This window comes from Exiguobacterium sp. s95, from assembly GCF_018618655.1.
GTDB lineage: Bacteria > Bacillota > Bacilli > Exiguobacteriales > Exiguobacteriaceae > Exiguobacterium_A > Exiguobacterium_A oxidotolerans.
Genome location: NZ_JACSMM010000001.1, coordinates 501702 through 517512, shown reverse-complemented (window position 1 = coordinate 517512; position 15811 = coordinate 501702). Strand labels below are relative to the sequence as shown.

At 46.9% G+C, this 15811-nt stretch carries 15 protein-coding genes and 3 pseudogenes; 12 read left to right on the top strand and 6 right to left on the bottom strand.

The window, feature by feature from the left end:
• The first annotated feature begins 2 nt into the window (after positions 1-2).
• From merR to KNP99_RS02945, 3 genes are all read left to right on the top strand, one after another.
• On the top strand, positions 3-401 hold the full coding sequence (merR, locus tag KNP99_RS02955; RefSeq protein ID WP_214807394.1) for a mercury resistance transcriptional regulator MerR: 399 nt from the start codon (positions 3-5) through the stop codon (positions 399-401).
• A 94-nt stretch (positions 402-495) separates the two neighbouring features.
• A complete protein-coding gene (gene merA / locus KNP99_RS02950; protein ID WP_214807395.1) occupies positions 496-2148 on the top strand; it encodes a mercury(II) reductase in 1653 nt (550 codons plus the stop codon).
• Between the two features lie 333 nt (positions 2149-2481).
• Complete coding sequence (locus KNP99_RS02945) at positions 2482-3831, top strand: dihydrolipoyl dehydrogenase family protein (RefSeq protein WP_215193035.1); 1350 nt, start codon at positions 2482-2484, stop codon at positions 3829-3831.
• A 98-nt stretch (positions 3832-3929) separates the two neighbouring features.
• Here KNP99_RS02945 and KNP99_RS02940 read toward each other — a convergent pair.
• Positions 3930-4271 (bottom strand): annotated as a pseudogene (locus tag KNP99_RS02940) (IS30 family transposase); the annotation flags it as partial.
• A 129-nt stretch (positions 4272-4400) separates the two neighbouring features.
• Between KNP99_RS02940 and KNP99_RS02935 the strand changes: the two are divergent.
• Positions 4401-5246, top strand: a pseudogene (locus KNP99_RS02935) (transposase); the annotation flags it as partial.
• Positions 5247-5437: 191 nt separating this feature from the next.
• On the opposite strand, the pseudogene KNP99_RS02925 reads toward KNP99_RS02935, so the two are convergent.
• The 3 genes and pseudogenes from KNP99_RS02925 to KNP99_RS02920 all read right to left on the bottom strand — a co-directional run.
• A pseudogene (locus tag KNP99_RS02925) lies at positions 5438-6399 on the bottom strand (IS1182 family transposase); the annotation flags it as partial.
• Positions 6400-7230: 831 nt separating this feature from the next.
• The gene (locus KNP99_RS15490) at positions 7231-7482 is read right to left on the bottom strand and encodes a DUF6290 family protein (RefSeq protein WP_353048363.1); all 252 of its coding nucleotides are present in this window, start codon (positions 7480-7482) and stop codon (positions 7231-7233) included.
• 203 nt (positions 7483-7685) lie between these two features.
• Positions 7686-8138 carry a GNAT family N-acetyltransferase gene (locus KNP99_RS02920; protein ID WP_214845789.1) on the bottom strand — a complete coding sequence of 151 codons (453 nt, stop codon included), beginning with the start codon at positions 8136-8138 and terminating at the stop codon, positions 7686-7688.
• A 285-nt stretch (positions 8139-8423) separates the two neighbouring features.
• On the opposite strand from KNP99_RS02920, the gene KNP99_RS02915 reads away from it, so the two are divergent.
• Together KNP99_RS02915 and KNP99_RS02910 are read left to right on the top strand one after the other, a co-directional pair.
• Positions 8424-9212 (top strand): DUF5694 domain-containing protein, encoded by a 789-nt coding sequence (locus tag KNP99_RS02915; RefSeq protein WP_214845768.1) that lies wholly within the window; start codon positions 8424-8426, stop codon positions 9210-9212.
• Positions 9175-9798, top strand: coding sequence for a VOC family protein (locus KNP99_RS02910; protein WP_214845766.1), 624 nt, complete (start codon positions 9175-9177; stop codon positions 9796-9798). The genes KNP99_RS02915 and KNP99_RS02910 overlap by 38 nt, the downstream gene beginning before the upstream one ends.
• Here KNP99_RS02910 and KNP99_RS02905 read toward each other — a convergent pair.
• Positions 9769-10695 carry a zinc-binding dehydrogenase gene (locus KNP99_RS02905; RefSeq protein WP_214845764.1) on the bottom strand — a complete coding sequence of 309 codons (927 nt, stop codon included), beginning with the start codon at positions 10693-10695 and terminating at the stop codon, positions 9769-9771. The two genes, KNP99_RS02910 and KNP99_RS02905, sit on opposite strands and share 30 nt — an antisense overlap.
• A gap of 177 nt (positions 10696-10872) precedes the next feature.
• On the opposite strand from KNP99_RS02905, the gene KNP99_RS02900 reads away from it, so the two are divergent.
• From KNP99_RS02900 to KNP99_RS02875, 6 genes are all read left to right on the top strand, one after another.
• A complete protein-coding gene (locus tag KNP99_RS02900; protein WP_353048362.1) occupies positions 10873-11508 on the top strand; it encodes a hypothetical protein in 636 nt (211 codons plus the stop codon).
• Positions 11509-11880: 372 nt separating this feature from the next.
• A complete protein-coding gene (locus tag KNP99_RS02895; RefSeq protein WP_215193033.1) occupies positions 11881-12276 on the top strand; it encodes an RDD family protein in 396 nt (131 codons plus the stop codon).
• A 130-nt stretch (positions 12277-12406) separates the two neighbouring features.
• A complete protein-coding gene (locus tag KNP99_RS02890) occupies positions 12407-12868 on the top strand; it encodes a GNAT family N-acetyltransferase (protein ID WP_215193032.1) in 462 nt (153 codons plus the stop codon).
• Between the two features lie 123 nt (positions 12869-12991).
• A complete protein-coding gene (locus KNP99_RS02885; protein ID WP_215193031.1) occupies positions 12992-13696 on the top strand; it encodes an ABC transporter ATP-binding protein in 705 nt (234 codons plus the stop codon).
• Positions 13693-14457 carry an ABC transporter permease gene (locus KNP99_RS02880; protein WP_215193030.1) on the top strand — a complete coding sequence of 255 codons (765 nt, stop codon included), beginning with the start codon at positions 13693-13695 and terminating at the stop codon, positions 14455-14457. Before KNP99_RS02885 ends, KNP99_RS02880 begins: the two co-directional genes overlap by 4 nt.
• A gap of 135 nt (positions 14458-14592) precedes the next feature.
• The gene (locus tag KNP99_RS02875) at positions 14593-14919 is read left to right on the top strand and encodes an SMI1/KNR4 family protein (protein ID WP_157898485.1); all 327 of its coding nucleotides are present in this window, start codon (positions 14593-14595) and stop codon (positions 14917-14919) included.
• Between the two features lie 92 nt (positions 14920-15011).
• Here the strand turns inward: KNP99_RS02875 and KNP99_RS02870 are convergent, their stop codons facing one another.
• A complete protein-coding gene (locus KNP99_RS02870; protein WP_215193029.1) occupies positions 15012-15764 on the bottom strand; it encodes an SDR family oxidoreductase in 753 nt (250 codons plus the stop codon).
• Positions 15765-15811: the final 47 nt, after the last annotated feature.

Below are 15811 nucleotides of genomic sequence, written 5' to 3'. Positions count from 1 at the left end.
AAATGGACTACCAGATTGGGAAGCTTACGGAAATCTGCGGCGTCAACAAAGAAACGATTCGGTATTACGAACGAAAAAAACTATTACAAAAGCCAACCAAAAACAGTTCAGGATATCGCATCTATTCAAAAGATACGGTAAAACGGGTTGATTTCATCAAGCGTATGCAAGAGCTGGGATTTTCCCTAAGTGAAATTGATCGACTCCTTGGAATTGTAGACAAGGATGAAGCCCGATGTGCGGATATGTATGAATTTGTATCCACAAAAGAAAAAGAGGTTCGAAAAAAAATTGATGATTTACAACGAGTATCGTTGATGTTGAGTGATTTAAAAAGACGATGTCCCGATGAAAAAGAACTGCATGACTGCCCCATTTTAGAGACCTTGATTGAAGTTTGAGACAAAGAACGGGTAATAGGAGCTTGAAAAATTCACAGATTTCTATCTTCCGAACAGACCAAATATCATTATCACTAGAAAAGGAGTTTTTACGATGAACAACGACAAAATCCAAGTCACTCTTCCTGTAACGGGAATGACTTGTATGAGTTGTGAGACTCACGTAATGGTAGCATTGCGAGCAAGCGGCGCTGAGAACACAAAAGCCGATTTTCGCCGTGGTCAGGCTACGTTTGAAATCGCTGAAGAGAAACTGGAACTAGCGAAAGAGACTATCTACGGGGCAGGTTATCAAGCGGGCGAAGCGAAGGTGAAAGCCAAAGGAAACGAAGTTGTCTCCCATAATCCGACGAGTGATTATGACCTATTGATTATCGGTTCAGGCGGCGCTGCCTTTTCGGCTGCTATCAAAGCCGTTGAAAAAGGGGCGAAAGTAGCGATGGTCGAACGGGGCACTATTGGCGGCACATGTGTCAATATTGGCTGCGTCCCTTCCAAAACCCTGCTTCGGGCAGGGGAAATCAACCATTCGGCAGACAGCCACCCGTTTACTGGCCTGAAAACAAATGCAGAATCGGTTGATTTGGCTGCGCTAACTAGCCAGAAAGATGAGCTGGTTGAAGGGATGAGACAGGGAAAATATATCGATCTAATTGGTGATTACGGGTTTGAACTGATTCGGGGTGAAGCTTCATTCACAGATGAAAAAACAATCGAAGTGAATGGAAAAACTTATACCGCCACTAAATTTTTGATTTCCACAGGGGCGAGCCCGTCCATTCCGGATATTCCAGGTCTTAACGAAGTGAAATTTTTAACAAGCACCACCGCTTTGGAGTTGAAAGAAGTTCCGAGAAAAATGGCTGTTATCGGTTCAGGCTATATCGCGATGGAACTGGGCCAGCTGTTTCATAACTTAGGAACGGAAGTGACGATGATGCAACGGAGTGAACTGCTACTAAAAGAGTACGATCCTGAAATCTCGGAAGCCACCGAAGAAGCCTTAACCAAGCATGGTCTGAAATTCATCAAAGGGGTCATCTATAAAAAAGTAGAACAAAAAGGGGATGTGAAAGTAATTCATCTTGAAGTAAACGGACAAGAACAGATGATTGAAGCGAATCAAGTGCTGGTCGCCACCGGAAGACAGCCAAATACAGGCTCTCTCCAACTGGAGAAAGCCGGAGTCGAGATTGGACCGCGTGGGGAAGTGGCGGTCAATGAGTATCTGCAGACAAGCAATTCTGCTATCTATGCAGCGGGCGATGTGATCTTGGGTCCGCAGTTTGTCTATGTGGCTGCGTACGAAGGTGGACTAGTAGTGGAGAACGCACTGGATGGGGCGGAAAAGAAAGTGGATCTGCGTTACGTTCCGGGCGTAACATTTACTAACCCGTCCATTGCGACGATCGGGCTGACGGAACAACAGGCCCGTAATGAAGGATACGCGGTGCTGACATCCGTCCTGCCGCTTGAAAATGTGCCAAGAGCCCTTGTGAACCAGGAAACAAACGGAGTCTTCAAACTGGTGGTAGATCAGCAAACAAGAAAAATCCTTGGGGCGCATGTAGTAGCTGAAAACGCGGGCGAGGTCATTTACGGAGCCACACTGGCCGTGCAGTTCGGTTTAACCACAGACGATCTGAAAAACACGATGACGCCCTACTTGACAATGGCTGAAGGATTGAAACTGGCTGCTATCACACTGGATAAAGACGTCAGTAAACTGTCTTGCTGTGCCGGCTAATGGTTGAGGGGTAGATTCGCTGATGAGACAGGCAGAAACTAGCAAAAAAGAAAGAACGACAGCTGAAAGAAAATTTCAAAAGTAAAACTAACGGCGAATCATTTTTAATTTAGCCCTTTTGTATTCGAAAAATTAGCCGACTAGCCACTTGTTCGAAAAAATATGTATACGCAAAATCACTGCTATTCTCTAATTTTTTTGATTGAAGAAAAAATGGAAATCTGGACAAGGTACACAGTTTATGTTGGCAAAGGCAGTGGAATAGGAGTACTAATGGGACAAATGTAAAAAGATAGAGGAAGCGACAGTTGTTGCAAGGAAAGGATGAGAAAAATGGTAGAAAACTTCGATTTGATTGTGATTGGAACAGGTTCGGCCGGTTCCGCCGCAGCCTCCAAGTGCAGTAAAACAGGATGGAAAGTAGCAATCATCGACTCCCGTCCATTTGGCGGAACCTGTTCTCTCCGGGGGTGCGATCCGAAAAAAGTGCTCGTGGGAGCCGCAGAACTGATTGATGGCATCCATAGAATGAAAGGAAACGGCGTCACTGCAGGTTCTGACCTTGATTGGTCGGAGTTGATGGCTTTCAAACGCATCTTTACCGAACCGGTGCCGGATAGCCGGGAAAAGAACTTTCAAAAAGCAGGGATTCAAGCCTTTCACGGGCGCGCTTCCTTTTTGAGTGAAGATCAGATTCAAGTAGGCGATGACATTTTAACCGGAAAGCATATACTGATCGCAAATGGAGCCAAACCGGCGCCGTTGGCGATTGAAGGAACGGAACACCTTACCTACAGCGATGAGTTTCTGGAACTGGATGAGTTGCCGGCGAAACTGGTGTTTATCGGCGGCGGATACATCTCCTTTGAATTTGCCCATATCGCTGCGCGAGCCGGATCGGAAGTGCATATTATTCACCGGGGAAAACGTCCGCTTGAACACTTCGAATCGGAGTTAGTGGATCTGTTGATGGAAAAATCAGAAGAGGTCGGCATTCATCTCCATCTGGAGACAGAAGTGAAGTCAATCGAGAAGAACGGAGCTTTTTACACCGTAACTGGAGTGAATGATGGCCAACAAGTTCACTTTGAAGGCGGTCTGGTACTGCATGGTGCCGGGCGCATGCCGGATTTAGAAGACATGCAGCTGGAAAAAGGCAATGTGGAGCGCGAAAAAAGAGGCGTTGCCGTCAATGAATTCCTACAGAGCCGTAGCAACCCAAGAGTATATGCAGCGGGGGATGCAGCCGCAACTGAGGGGCTGCCGCTTACGCCGATTGCCTCGATGGAGTCGCATGTGGTGGCATCCAACCTGCTCAAAAAAAATCACCGGTCGCCTAATTACAAAGTGATGCCGACTGTGGTGTTCACGCTTCCGAAGCTCGCCTCTGTCGGATTGTCCGAAGAACAGGCTAGAGAAAAGGGCCATCAAATCAAAGTGAATAAAATGGAGACATCCGACTGGTACACCTACAAACGCACAAACGAAAAATATGCAATGGTGAAAGTTATCATCGATGAAGAAAGTGATAAAATACTGGGCGCTCACTTGATCAGCCACGAAGCGGATGAATTAATAAATCACTTCGCGACTGCCATTCAGTTTAATTTGACGACTAAGGATCTCAAACAGATGATCTATGCCTATCCAACGGCGGCTTCTGATCTGGGGTACATGGTGTAAGGACTATATATAGCCTTAAAAACTAGTTAATATATGACCGTATTATTGGAAGAGTAGGAACTTCGTATAAAGTTCCTACTTTTTTGTTCGACGGTTTGTCAAATTAAGTGCAACACTTCTTCGGTGAAGACCTCGTATGCAGTTTTCCAGGTGAGACATTTCCGTGGTCTCCCATTAATCCAGGCGAGCGCTTGAGCGATTCCAGAACGACTGACCTTTCCGAAATCTGTCCCCTTGAGGAAAAATTCACGGAGAAGACTATTGGTGTTCTCGTTACTCCCACACTGCCAAGAAGAATACGGATCCGCAAAATACATAGGTAAGCCTAGCGTGTCACGAATTCGTTCATGACAGCTAAATTCTTTTCCGCGATCTGTCGTCGCAGTTTGGAACTTTCCCAACGAGAAGGAAAGATGTAATGCTTGAATCGCAGACTCCATTAGACTTGGAATTATAAGAGACTTTGATGATCAACCTAATGCACAAAGGAATCATGAGAAATATAATCAACATACTAATATATGGATTAAAACTACTAAGAGTTATACATTGGAAACGGAGTTTTTTGAAGAAAAAGGAAGTATGCCGTCCAAAAGGAAACGTTCAATGGACGGAACGACTATTCGAAGACGGATACGGATGCGACGTTTATGCGGATGAAGGAAGATCATATGCAAAATGGACAACTCAAGCCTAGGTACAACGTGCAGATTGCGACCGAAGGTCAATATACCCTCGCTTATGATGTCTATCCTAATCCGACCGATGTCCGCACGTTAATCCCATTTTTAGATGAGGTGTCTTCGTATCTTACTTTACCGGAATATATCGTTGCGGACGCCGGCTATGGAAGCCAAGAAAATTATCAAGAGATTCTTATGCGCTGAGGGCGCATTCCACTCGTTCCCTATACGATGTTTCAAAAAGAGAGGGCGCGAAAATGGCGTGATCATCCTTATAACCTCGCCAACTGGTCCTACGATGAAACGACCGATCACTTTGTATGCCCGAACGGGCAGAACGTGACGTTCCGTTACATGTCTAAGAAGACGGATCGATATGGTTTTACCCGCGATTTCAAGGTGTACGAAAGTGAGGATTGTGATGACTGCCTGCTTCGATCCCTCTGTACCAAGGCAGAGAAGGGGCGTCATCGCCAAGTCTGAGTAAACGTTGCATGGGTAGAGCAAAAGGAACAGGTAAAGGACCTGCTTTCAGATCAAAAAAACGGGAAAATCTACGCGAAACGTAAGATATACGTAGAACCAGTTTTTGGGAATCTGAAGGCTGATTTGCGTTTCACTCGTTTTTCCGTAAGAGGAAAAGCAAAGGTGGAACGTGAGCTTGGCTTCATTCTTATGGCAGTAAATCTGAGAAAGTGGCTCACCCAAAGTATTGCCCGAGGGGCAATTTAACAAGAGGTGATGAAAAAAATAAGGGATGGCGCATCATGATGATGGCAATCCCTTATTTTCATTAAGAGTCAGCTAGTTATGTCCCAGCCTCTTCAGACTGTAGACAAACCCTCATTTCCACTTGGAAATGAGGGTTTGTTTTTATGTATGCGTAAAAAATATGACACTCCATTAGGATTCCGACTGGAATCCCATGACCAATTGGCCAATTTTTTGAGGTTCAGGGCAGCAAAAGTGAGCATGGCCTGCATCGTCACTTTTTTAACCCGCGGTAGCGAGTCCAACGCATGCCATGCTTTTCTTTCGCGTCCGCAAAGACACGTTCGATTGTCTCTTTTCGTCGGGTATACAGCTACTTGTTAACCGGTGTATGGCGAAGTTGCTCGACTTCGTCGATTGCATCTTGCCAGATATGCCGATGAATCACTTTCTGCATCGTCTGACTTTTCGTACACCGTTCTAGAAATGGACAAGTTTCACAGATCTTTGGATCTGATACCCACTCCCGTCTTCCTTCCCGTGTAATTGTTCGATAGACAAGTGGCTGATTATTTTCACAGAGATAGCAGTCGTAATACGCATCATAATAGAAGGCATTCGTTTTGAACATACCCTTCACCCCTTTGGGGCGAGTGTAGGGGAAGACTGGCAAAATACGCTGTCTGAGAAGTAAATGTGCGATGGGGGCGGTTTTATAGGCGGAGTCTGCGACGACTGCAAACGGGACGGTAAAACGGTGGATGATGAGTTCGAGCAAGGGCTTTAAAATGATACTATCGTGAATATTACCTGGTGTGACAATTGTCCCGAGGACAAAACCATTCCGATCACATGCTGTATGAAAGGAATAGGCGAATTGCTTTTCACGCTCCCCCTTCACGTAATATCCTGACTCAGGATCCGTGGTATTCTCCTTCGTCAAACGTTGATCATTCTCGTCCTTCTTCTTGGGGGTAAAACGCTTTTTTCCGTGCGTCTCACGATCATCATTGATTTCTTGTTCCAGTTCATCTTGATAAAAACGTGCTGCACGACGAACATGTTTCTTTTTATATTTCCGCTTATTCGCATTTGCTTTGACGTGTGTCGAATCGATAAACAGGACCACTGGGTCCACGAATCCAGCATCGACGCCTTGGGTCAGAATTTTGTAGACTCCAAAAAGAAGTAATCATTACTTCAATTGTGTTCAATTGATAGTACACCATCATTTCTCGTCTTTATTAACAACCTGCATAGTAACTTCTCCTAATAACATTATATCCACTAATCAGGAGTGATAATCACGTGCATTTCATAGTTCTTAATACTAAATCATTTACGATGTAATCATCTGAGTTAATGCAGGAATAAAAGGAGAGAGAATTGTCATGTAATTAGCAGCATTTGTTATAAATTTTGTATAAGACTGATTGAAAGCAAAAGTATTTTGATTGCTTTCCATATCGTTTACCAATAATCTCAACTCATGTAACTCGTCTTTATTAGCGACGTTATCATTAAGATTTTTTTATTTCATCGAATAGATCATGATTCGAAGTGTTTACTACGTTGATTGACTGATCCGTTGAACGATTATTAACTCGATTGAATACATTGTTTGTTAGTTTACCTTTTACCCAATCTCCTACTTGAACATCTACTTCCTCCGGAAAACCAATATAACCTCGTTTAGTAATTTCATCGCTATTCATCATTCCCCTAGAAACACCTAAGTTCTGTCCACCTCATGTTAATTCAAAGTCTTCTCCGTGAGAATGTAATAATTGTTTAACAATTGACATTGTATGTTCTCCTTTTTTAATCAATTATGTAAGCACCATTTAATTATAGTTTAAAATTACAGGAAAATTAATTATATAAAACGGTCGTTTAATATAAAAATCTAATATGCTGTATTTTGCAATAGGTTTGTGGTTCTTACGCAATGTTAGTGAGGTGATGTTTTCAATACTATGGGAATAGAGTTGAAAAGGACTGATTCCTATGTACGAAATCGAAAAACTGGGTCTGCGTATTCGCATAATAACGATGGAGAAGAACGATCATGAGACTCACCTGATGGTGCATCTTGTTTCGTATTCTCGAACGTAACAGTTTCAAACTTCTTTTCGTGTGCTGCCATTAAAATACGGTAGCGTGTCAAATTGTTTTCATTCTCGATACGATTAAGAATTAAATCACGCATGAGGTGAGAAATTGTGATGTTCTTTGCTTCTGTGTATGTTTGGACCATATGTAGATCCTCTCATTGTGTGCAGAACATAATTGCATAAAGTGTGAACTGTGAGGAGGATATCTGATGACACGTTTCTTTGCTCGAGCTACTCCCAATTGATTTGTTGTTCGTAAGGGCTGACTGATTGTGTAAAAGCAAGGCAAGGTTCGTCTCCGTATAAAATCGAGACGAGCTATTTGGTATGAAGGAAGTAGAAACTTTTATATGTCTTCAGACAACCGAATCATGTCTGTGCACCGGATACCGTTTTCTACAATCTCCTCTTCGTAGTGCCTCAAGAAGAAATTCAAGTCGACTCCGACGATCCGAAATCCACATTTTTGATAAAGCGCCAACTGACCGATGCTTGAATTTCCTGTTCCGATTTCGATGGTTGTATAGTCCATCGCTTGTGCAGTTTGGATGGCATGTCTTAAAAGACGTTTTCCTATGCCGTTACCTTGATGTCTCGCCTCTACTGCAAGATTTACAATTTCAATCGTTTGCGGTCTTGTCGGGAGAAGCACATACACGCCAATCCGTTGATTCCTAGATTCAGCTATGAAACATCGACCTCTCTTCAAGTATTCATCAACTATTTTCTGAGAAGGGTCTGCTGATAACAAAAGTTCCATCGGAGGGTTCTCATGAACGGACAGTTGACGGATGTTCATATTCATAGACGGATACTCCTCGCGGACTAATTTTGACGTGCTTCCTTTTTTTAATTCCTTTAAATTCACTGAGCTGACATGAATCGGTTCGGTTTTTTCTGCCGGATTGAATCTTTCGGCAAGTGTATAGATTCTGCATCGCAGTTCGTCTTCTCCTTCTACTTGGAGGGAAGTCAGGTCGAGTCGCCTCTTGCAATCAGCGAGAGGGCTATTTTAACGAAACGGACTAGGATTAGCCTGCTGTTTACAGTAAAATGGAAATAGTAGAAAAGGGAGGTATATTCGATGGCACAACGCGCGACCGTATTACTCGTCGGGACCGTTCATTTGGACCGTCCTGATAACGGAGACTTGTTTCGTCCGCGCATCTTTGATGTGTTTTCAGACGAACGGCAGCGGGAGATTCAACAGGTCGCCGAGGTCCTGCAAACATTTCGTCCGACAGAAGTCGCGCTAGAGACTTTGCCTGAGCAGGCGGGTGCACTGAATGCCGACTATTCCGCTTACCTCAAGCAAAGCTTTACGCTGACGGCGAATGAACGCCATCAACTCGGGTTTCGAGTAGCGCGCTTGGCAGGTCTGGCCGGTCTGCAGGCGGTGGACTGGAATCAGACGGTGGAAGGTGTCCCGAATCTTGCGGAACTCGAACAGCTCGACCTGATCGCGTTTGACCGGTTTATACGTGCCGAGCAACAAAAATCCGAGGCACTCGAAGCGGCATTACTCGGGCAGACCTACCTCTCATTTCTTGAACAACTAAATGACAAACAGGCGGTCGAAGCAAGTCACCGGACGTACCGGCAACTCGCCCGGCTTGATCCGGCGACGCACGTCGGGGCGAGATGGGTCATTCAGTACTGGTACTACCGCAATCTGTTGATCGCGAACCGGATTCTTGATTTGGCGGAACCGGAGGAACGGATTCTCGTCCTGTACGGTGCCGCCCATTTACCGCTATTAAAACAATTTTTAGACGACAGTCAGGACGTCGACGTGATGACGTTTCCTGAACTGATTGCGAAGGGGAGTAACGCCGATGTTGTTTCATTATCATCTTTGGACGCCGAACGTTGAGACGACGGAACAGTTTTATGAAAAATTAGGCTTTACGGTCACGCAACGGATTGGAAAGGTCGACGGTGCGTTTACCGCGTTTGATCCACCGTTGACATGGGATGACTTCCGGGACGACGGAGTCCGCTTTCGAATCATCGAGATGAAACGCGGTGCCATCAACGTCACGTTCGGTCACGGGAAAGCCGTCCGCTTCGACCATCTCGGTTTTCTCGTGACACCTGAACAACGGACGCTGCTTCTCGAGCGTGCGCAACAGATGGGCTGGACCATCCAAGCGAATGAACGGCGTACGTTCATCCAGACTCCGTACGCCTGCCGGATTGAACTGCAGACGCATCACGATGCGATTTTATCGGACGATCAACCGCTGAAACGGATTCAGCTGTCAACAAAACAAGTCGGCTTCGAACAGGAGTTGCAACGGTTGTTCGGCCATGCAATCGATGAAGTGACGACGGTGCCTGGTGATCATACCGTCTTACAGCAAGTCATTTTTACGGGGGAAGACAGGGAAGCCGTCGATCCGAACGGCGTGTCTGTCAGACAAACACGGTCACCGGTCGTAGCTGATAAACACTTTTAACGGTTTTGCACCTGCCTGTAAAGCCTCGAAACATGGAATCAAGTCCGACCAATCGACCGACTGTTCAAACAGCTTGAGTAAGGCAGGTGTCTTTCGGGCGACCGGCAAAAACCAGTCCGCATGGGCGCGGTAATCGAGCCCGTCACTCGATCCGACGATCCGTAACTCTTTTGCATAGAAGCTCGGGCAGAGCGACAAGACGTCGTAATTGCCGTCAGAGAGAATGCAGAGCTGACCATGGGGGACGAGTGCCTCCTGAAGATGCGCAAACGCGGTTTGCCGTCCCGAACATTCGAGGGCAGCGGCATAGGTATTCAGCTCGAGGTCGTTTCCGGACGTAACCGTCCGGGTTGCCCCGAGCTGTTTTGCGAGTGCATGTCGCCTTTCGTCCGGGTCGACGGCGTCAATGCGCGAGAGACCGAAGTAGTGACGTAGGTAAAAGACGGTCAATAACCCGATTGTTCCGAGCCCGGTCACGGCGACGGCATCCGACGGACGGGGATTAAGTTTATGGACGCCTTTTGCAGCGTCACACGACAAAATCGTCAACAAGGCGAGTTGCGGCGGCAGGTCGCGCGGGACGGGAATGACTTTTGCTGCGCGGACGGTGGCGATGTCGTGATGACCGTAAAAAGCGACGACGCGGTCACCGACACGGATGTCAAAGACGTCCTCTCCGATCGCCAGCACTTCCCCGTAACTCTCGTATCCCGTTTCCTTCGGATAGGTCGGGGCGAGGTCTGACCGGTCAGTCGCCATGACTTGCGGCAATTCCGCGCCGATGCTGATTGCTCCATGTAATGTCTGGATGAGTAGTTCATCTGCTTGCAAGGGCGCTAGGGGTTGCTCGACCCACTGGAGCGTCTGGGGGGCCGTCAATTGCAGTCTGTGTGGCATGCGTTCAGTTCCTCCGTTTTCTTAACATGAATATCCTGATAATGGAATTATAACATGAAGGTAAATCAGTATATGACAATTTTGTAAGGTTGAAAGAAACATCGATTGCCCGATTTTCAAAGTGTTTTCTGCTATGCTGAAAAGGTAGAGCGGAGCTCACGAGTATCTAAAAAGGAAGTGGCGAACATCGAGCAGATTGAGATGTCGATCCATCGTGGATTAGTGGAATTAAAAATGTTAGATAAACGGATTAAAAAAGGTCAGCTTGGTCACTTTATCGGATTGCATACGGGAGACAAACCGCCTGTCGGTTTTCCGAACGTCGAACAGTTCGCGACGGAAGCGGCGGCAAATCTCCAGTCGATTCGCGCATTGATTGAGCGTCGAAATCAAATCAAAGCAGCGATTACCGCATCGAATGCCGTGACGCGTGTCCGAATCGCCGGGACCGAGATGACGGTCGCGGAAGCGATTGATCGTCGCGATACGGGTCTTGACTACGATCGCCAATTGTTACAAACGCTCAAAACACAACTGCATGAAGTGGAGCAGACGATTGAACAGGAACGTATCGAGATCGAGCGGCGTGCAGAAAATCATATCGAAGCGACATACGGTGCGCGTGAAAAAGGGGACGCGGAAGAAATTGAAAAAACGCGTCGTCTGTTCATCCAACGATTAGAACCGAAATTGATTGACCCCTCCGGTCTTCGGCAAGTCATTCAACAGTTAGACGAGTCAATCGACGCATTTGATGCCGAAGTCGATTTCAGTCTATCTGAAAGTAATACACTTACGAAAATATTAATCTAAACCTACCGTCCTGTTTGTCTGATGATTTCATAACCGAACACGCGTCGTCCGTGCGATAACGGACATCTTCTAATCGGTTGACCGATTAGCATCCAAGATGGTCCTTGCGACCGTCCGGTCAAAGCTGAATGTTCAACGATCAAAGGACAACGCTGACGCTTCAACACTCAGACAGATTACTGTTCAAACATCAACGGTCACCGTTCGATTAAATCCATGAGAAAACGGGAAAAGAGAGGGGATGTTCGTTGCCTCTGAAGTCACCGCATGGCTGGGCAGACAGGACGTTTCATCGTTTTGCATGACGCCCCTTCTTTCTTCAGAAAAAGAAGGGGCATTTTTTTAAATTCAAATCGAGAAAGGATGATTTAAATGGAATCCCTCACAAAACGAAGAATCGGAGCGGCTGTCGTTAACTTGATGGTGAACGCTGTCATTGTAAATGTCCTTGAAGAAACAGTTCTCAAACGGGTCAAACGTCCCGTCATCCGTGGCATCGTCACCCAGTCCGTCGTCGATGTCGTCATGGAAACGGTTCAATTACGCTTGACGGATGGCCGAACGGTCGGCAGTCGTGTTATGGGACTTCGTGTCGTCAGTCAAGACGACCAACCGTTGAAAACGACACAAATCCTTAAACGGATTGCTTACCGTGAAGTATTCACAGCAGGGAAATTCTTTAAGGACCGTCAGCGTTATCTGAAGGATGCCTCCGTTTTACCGGAAGATGAGTTTGCGAAAACACGTGTCATTCGTGAAGGACGGTAAAATCGCTTGTTTCATTGATCCATGTACGCTATAACCCGTATCGCGCTTAGTCTGTTGAAGCGATGCGGGATTTGTTCGTGTCTTGAGCAGACTGTAGAGATCACAAGAACGCAGAGGAGGTGAATGGCCAATGAATCCTTTCATGACGATCGAAGACATTAATGACGCGAATCTGGCCGCGGTTCTCGGATTAAAAGTCGCAGCCGCGCAGCGCGTATATATCGAAACGAACGCGCAGTCGCTTCAGGAAGCGATGAACGATCACGACCACGGTTGGCGTTGTTATGCCTTATGCGAAAACAGGCAGCCGGTCGGGTTCATGATGATTGGTGCTGAAAACCGGACGGACAAGTACATCTGGCTTGACCGGTTCATGATCGGTCAGCAGTATCAAGGACGAGGCTTAGGAACGCAGTTTTTAAAACGAGCAATCGGCTTCATCGAAGACCATTTCGAAGTCGATGAAATCGTGTTGAGCTTACACACAGAAAATACGCATGCCAAGTATTTTTACGGGCAAGCGGGCTTTACTGATATCAAACGGATCGATGAAACGAACGGCGAAGAATTCTGGGTCTATCGTCTGACGTGATGTCCGCGATTCGTTCATCTGTATGGTGTAAGCCTTGTGCATCTGTCGAACCTTCTCGCTGTCCGCGCGGCAACCGTCCCTGCTACACTAGAAAAAACGACCAAAAAGGTGAGGTGGAGTGGTGTGGCAGTCATTGAATTTAAGGATGTCCAGTACAAATCGATTCTCAAAGGGATCTCCGGGACGTTTCGGGAAGGAAAAATCACGACGCTCGTCGGACCGAGCGGTGCCGGGAAAACGACGTGTCTGAAACAAATCAACGGATTACTTTCCCCGGACGCCGGGGCGATTTATTTTAATGGGACCGATCTAAAAGACATCGATATGATGGAGCTTCGAAAAAAGATTGGCATGGCCTTTCAAAGTGCCCCGATGATCGCGGGGACTGTGTACGACAATTTGAATCTTCCGAAAGCGATCTTCAGTCAGACATTGGAACAGGAAGAGGCAAAACGTCTGTTGGAGCGGGTCGACTTGAAAGAGGTACCGTTGACACAAAACGTCAAGGAACTATCGGGTGGCGAAAAAAGCCGCATCGCGATCGCTCGGACACTCGTCAACCGACCGGATGTCCTGTTGCTCGACGAGATCACGGCAAGTCTCGATTACCGGATGGTCAAGGAAATCGAGGCGCTCGTCCGAAAAGTTCAACGGGAATTCAACGTGACGGTGATCTGGATTACGCATGATCTCGAACAGGCGCGCCGTGTCAGTGATGACATGTGGTTCCTAAAAGACGGGCAATTGATTGAACAGGGAACGATTGAGTTGATTGAGGACTCGAATAATCCCGTCATCGAAGCGTTCGTCAAGGGGGTCGACCAATGAGTTACGTGCAACTCGCTTCCGCCTTAGTCTTCATCTTGATTCCGTTAGTGCTGACATATACGTTAAAGCTTGGACTTGGCAACGATATTTTGATAGCGACGGTCCGGTCGATCGTCCAGTTGTTGGTTGTCGGTTATATCTTGACGTTCGTTTTCGAAAGTGACAGTAAAATTTACATCGGGTTGATGATTCTGTTGATGATTGTCGCGGCAACGCTCAACATCATCAAAAAAGGTGACGGAATTCCCGGGATTACGGGCGTTATTTTACTGACGTTAGTCAGTGTCGAAGTCTTGACGATGGGCATCATGCTCGGTCTTCAAATCATTCCGTTCGAAGCGCAGGAAGTCATTCCGATCAGCGGGATGGTGATCGGCAACTGTATGATTTTGTCGCTCCTGTTCCTGAATAAGTTCAAGGATGAGGTCGAACGGGGCGATGAAGTCATTGAGCTGATTTTAGCGCTCGGAGGTACTCCGAAAACAGCGATTGACCGAAGTTTGAAAAGCGCCATTAAGACGAGTATGATTCCGACGATCGAGGCGCAGAAAACGATGGGACTCGTCCAGCTTCCCGGCATGATGAGCGGTTTGATCATCGGTGGGGCCGATCCGATGGAAGCTGTCATGTACCAGTTATTAATCCTGTTCCTGATTTTGACGAATGCTGCCGTGTCTTCCGTCATGGTCGGCTACCTGTCCTACCGGAAACTGTTTAATCAAAAAGCCCAATTCCTTGGGTTGACCAATCGAAACGACTGAGCTACCCTAGAAAAATACGTCATGATGCTAACAGATTTCGGGAGTTTCCGAAGTCTGTTTTTGTTTACTAACATAAAGAAGCATCAAACTGAAGATGAAACAGCGACGTGCTCCTAAAAGGGATGTGAAGAAGAAGTGATGACGATTGAACAAGTAATGGCGATGTTACCGGTTGAGGAAGAAGAAATACGATTGACGGATGTCGATGGATTGCCACGTTATGCATGTGTTCATCCGGTTGATCTGTTTGAGGAATCACAAGCGATTTTTCGGAGTATCATTGAAGTCGAACACCATCAAGCGGATCGATTAAAATCATGGTACATTATCGGATACGAAGACATGGATGGGGACCTGTTATGTGTGGATCTCGTAACGAGCGAAGTGATGGTCGTCGGTCATGAAACACTGGAACGCGAAGAAGTCGTCGCTCCGTCCTTGACTCAATTTTTGCAGGGATGACGTCTGATTCGTATGCAACATAAGAAAACGAAAAGGTCACCGGACGTCATCGTCCAGTGACCTTTTCGTTCGCCGACTAACGGATTATGCCATTATTGACGGATAAAGCCACCTTCCGAATGCAGAACTTGCCCGGTGATCCAGGCACCTTCGTCACTAACGAGAAATGAAATCAAGCGGGCGACGTCGTTTGGTGCCCCGATGCGGCCAAAGGGAAATTTCGGTAGCAGGGCGGAGCGGATCTCATCCGTCATCCAAGTCGAGTCGGTCGGACCGGGGTTGACGGCGTTGACCGTCACGCCGAACGGGGCAACTTCCTGGGCGAACGTCTGCGTAAAAGCAGAAATCGCACCTTTCGTCGCGACATAAGCAAGTTCACCCGGCATCGGTCCGCGTTCCTGGCCGGATGTCATGTTGATGATCCGTCCTGAGGATAACGGTGACGCTTGCAGGTGACGGGCGAACTCGACCGATAACAGTAACGTCGACCGGATATTGACCGCATAGTGGGCGTCGAGCGCTACGGCGTCAAGTGACAAGTAGTCAGTTTGCGTCGAGTGAGCGGCGTTGTTGATTAAAATCGACGGTTGGCCGAGTGTGGTAACAGCGGTTTGGTGGACAATAAAGGCTGCATCCGGATCGGCTAAGTCAATCCGGAATCCTCTTGCCCGGACGCCGAATGTTGCTAACTCCGCTTCAAATGATGGGATCCAGTCGGCTTCCGCTTGCCAGGCGGTGAAAAAAATCTCGATGCCTCGTGCGGCAAGCGTCCGACAGATCGCTGCCCCGATATCCCGTTCGTGACTGGCACCGGTCACGAGTGCGATTTGTCGTTGTTCAGTCATGCTGCATCTCCTCCTTGAATTCCATCCATTAACATATTTTAACTCAT

Bases quoted from the DNA above. Each gene is read 5' to 3' on its own strand.
- KNP99_RS02870 (WP_215193029.1), bottom strand. From the start codon at position 15,764: ATGACTGAACAACGACAAATCGCACTCGTGACCGGTGCCAGTCACGAA.
- KNP99_RS02945 (WP_215193035.1), top strand. From the start codon at position 2,482: ATGGTAGAAAACTTCGATTTGATTGTGATTGGAACAGGTTCGGCCGGT.
- KNP99_RS02890 (WP_215193032.1), top strand. From the start codon at position 12,407: ATGAATCCTTTCATGACGATCGAAGACATTAATGACGCGAATCTGGCC.
- KNP99_RS02880 (WP_215193030.1), top strand. From the start codon at position 13,693: ATGAGTTACGTGCAACTCGCTTCCGCCTTAGTCTTCATCTTGATTCCG.
- merA (WP_214807395.1), top strand. From the start codon at position 496: ATGAACAACGACAAAATCCAAGTCACTCTTCCTGTAACGGGAATGACT.
- KNP99_RS02920 (WP_214845789.1), bottom strand. From the start codon at position 8,138: ATGAACATCCGTCAACTGTCCGTTCATGAGAACCCTCCGATGGAACTT.
- KNP99_RS15490 (WP_353048363.1), bottom strand. From the start codon at position 7,482: ATGGTCCAAACATACACAGAAGCAAAGAACATCACAATTTCTCACCTC.
- KNP99_RS02905 (WP_214845764.1), bottom strand. From the start codon at position 10,695: ATGCCACACAGACTGCAATTGACGGCCCCCCAGACGCTCCAGTGGGTC.
- KNP99_RS02895 (WP_215193033.1), top strand. From the start codon at position 11,881: ATGGAATCCCTCACAAAACGAAGAATCGGAGCGGCTGTCGTTAACTTG.
- KNP99_RS02915 (WP_214845768.1), top strand. From the start codon at position 8,424: ATGGCACAACGCGCGACCGTATTACTCGTCGGGACCGTTCATTTGGAC.
- merR (WP_214807394.1), top strand. From the start codon at position 3: ATGGACTACCAGATTGGGAAGCTTACGGAAATCTGCGGCGTCAACAAA.
- KNP99_RS02910 (WP_214845766.1), top strand. From the start codon at position 9,175: ATGTTGTTTCATTATCATCTTTGGACGCCGAACGTTGAGACGACGGAA.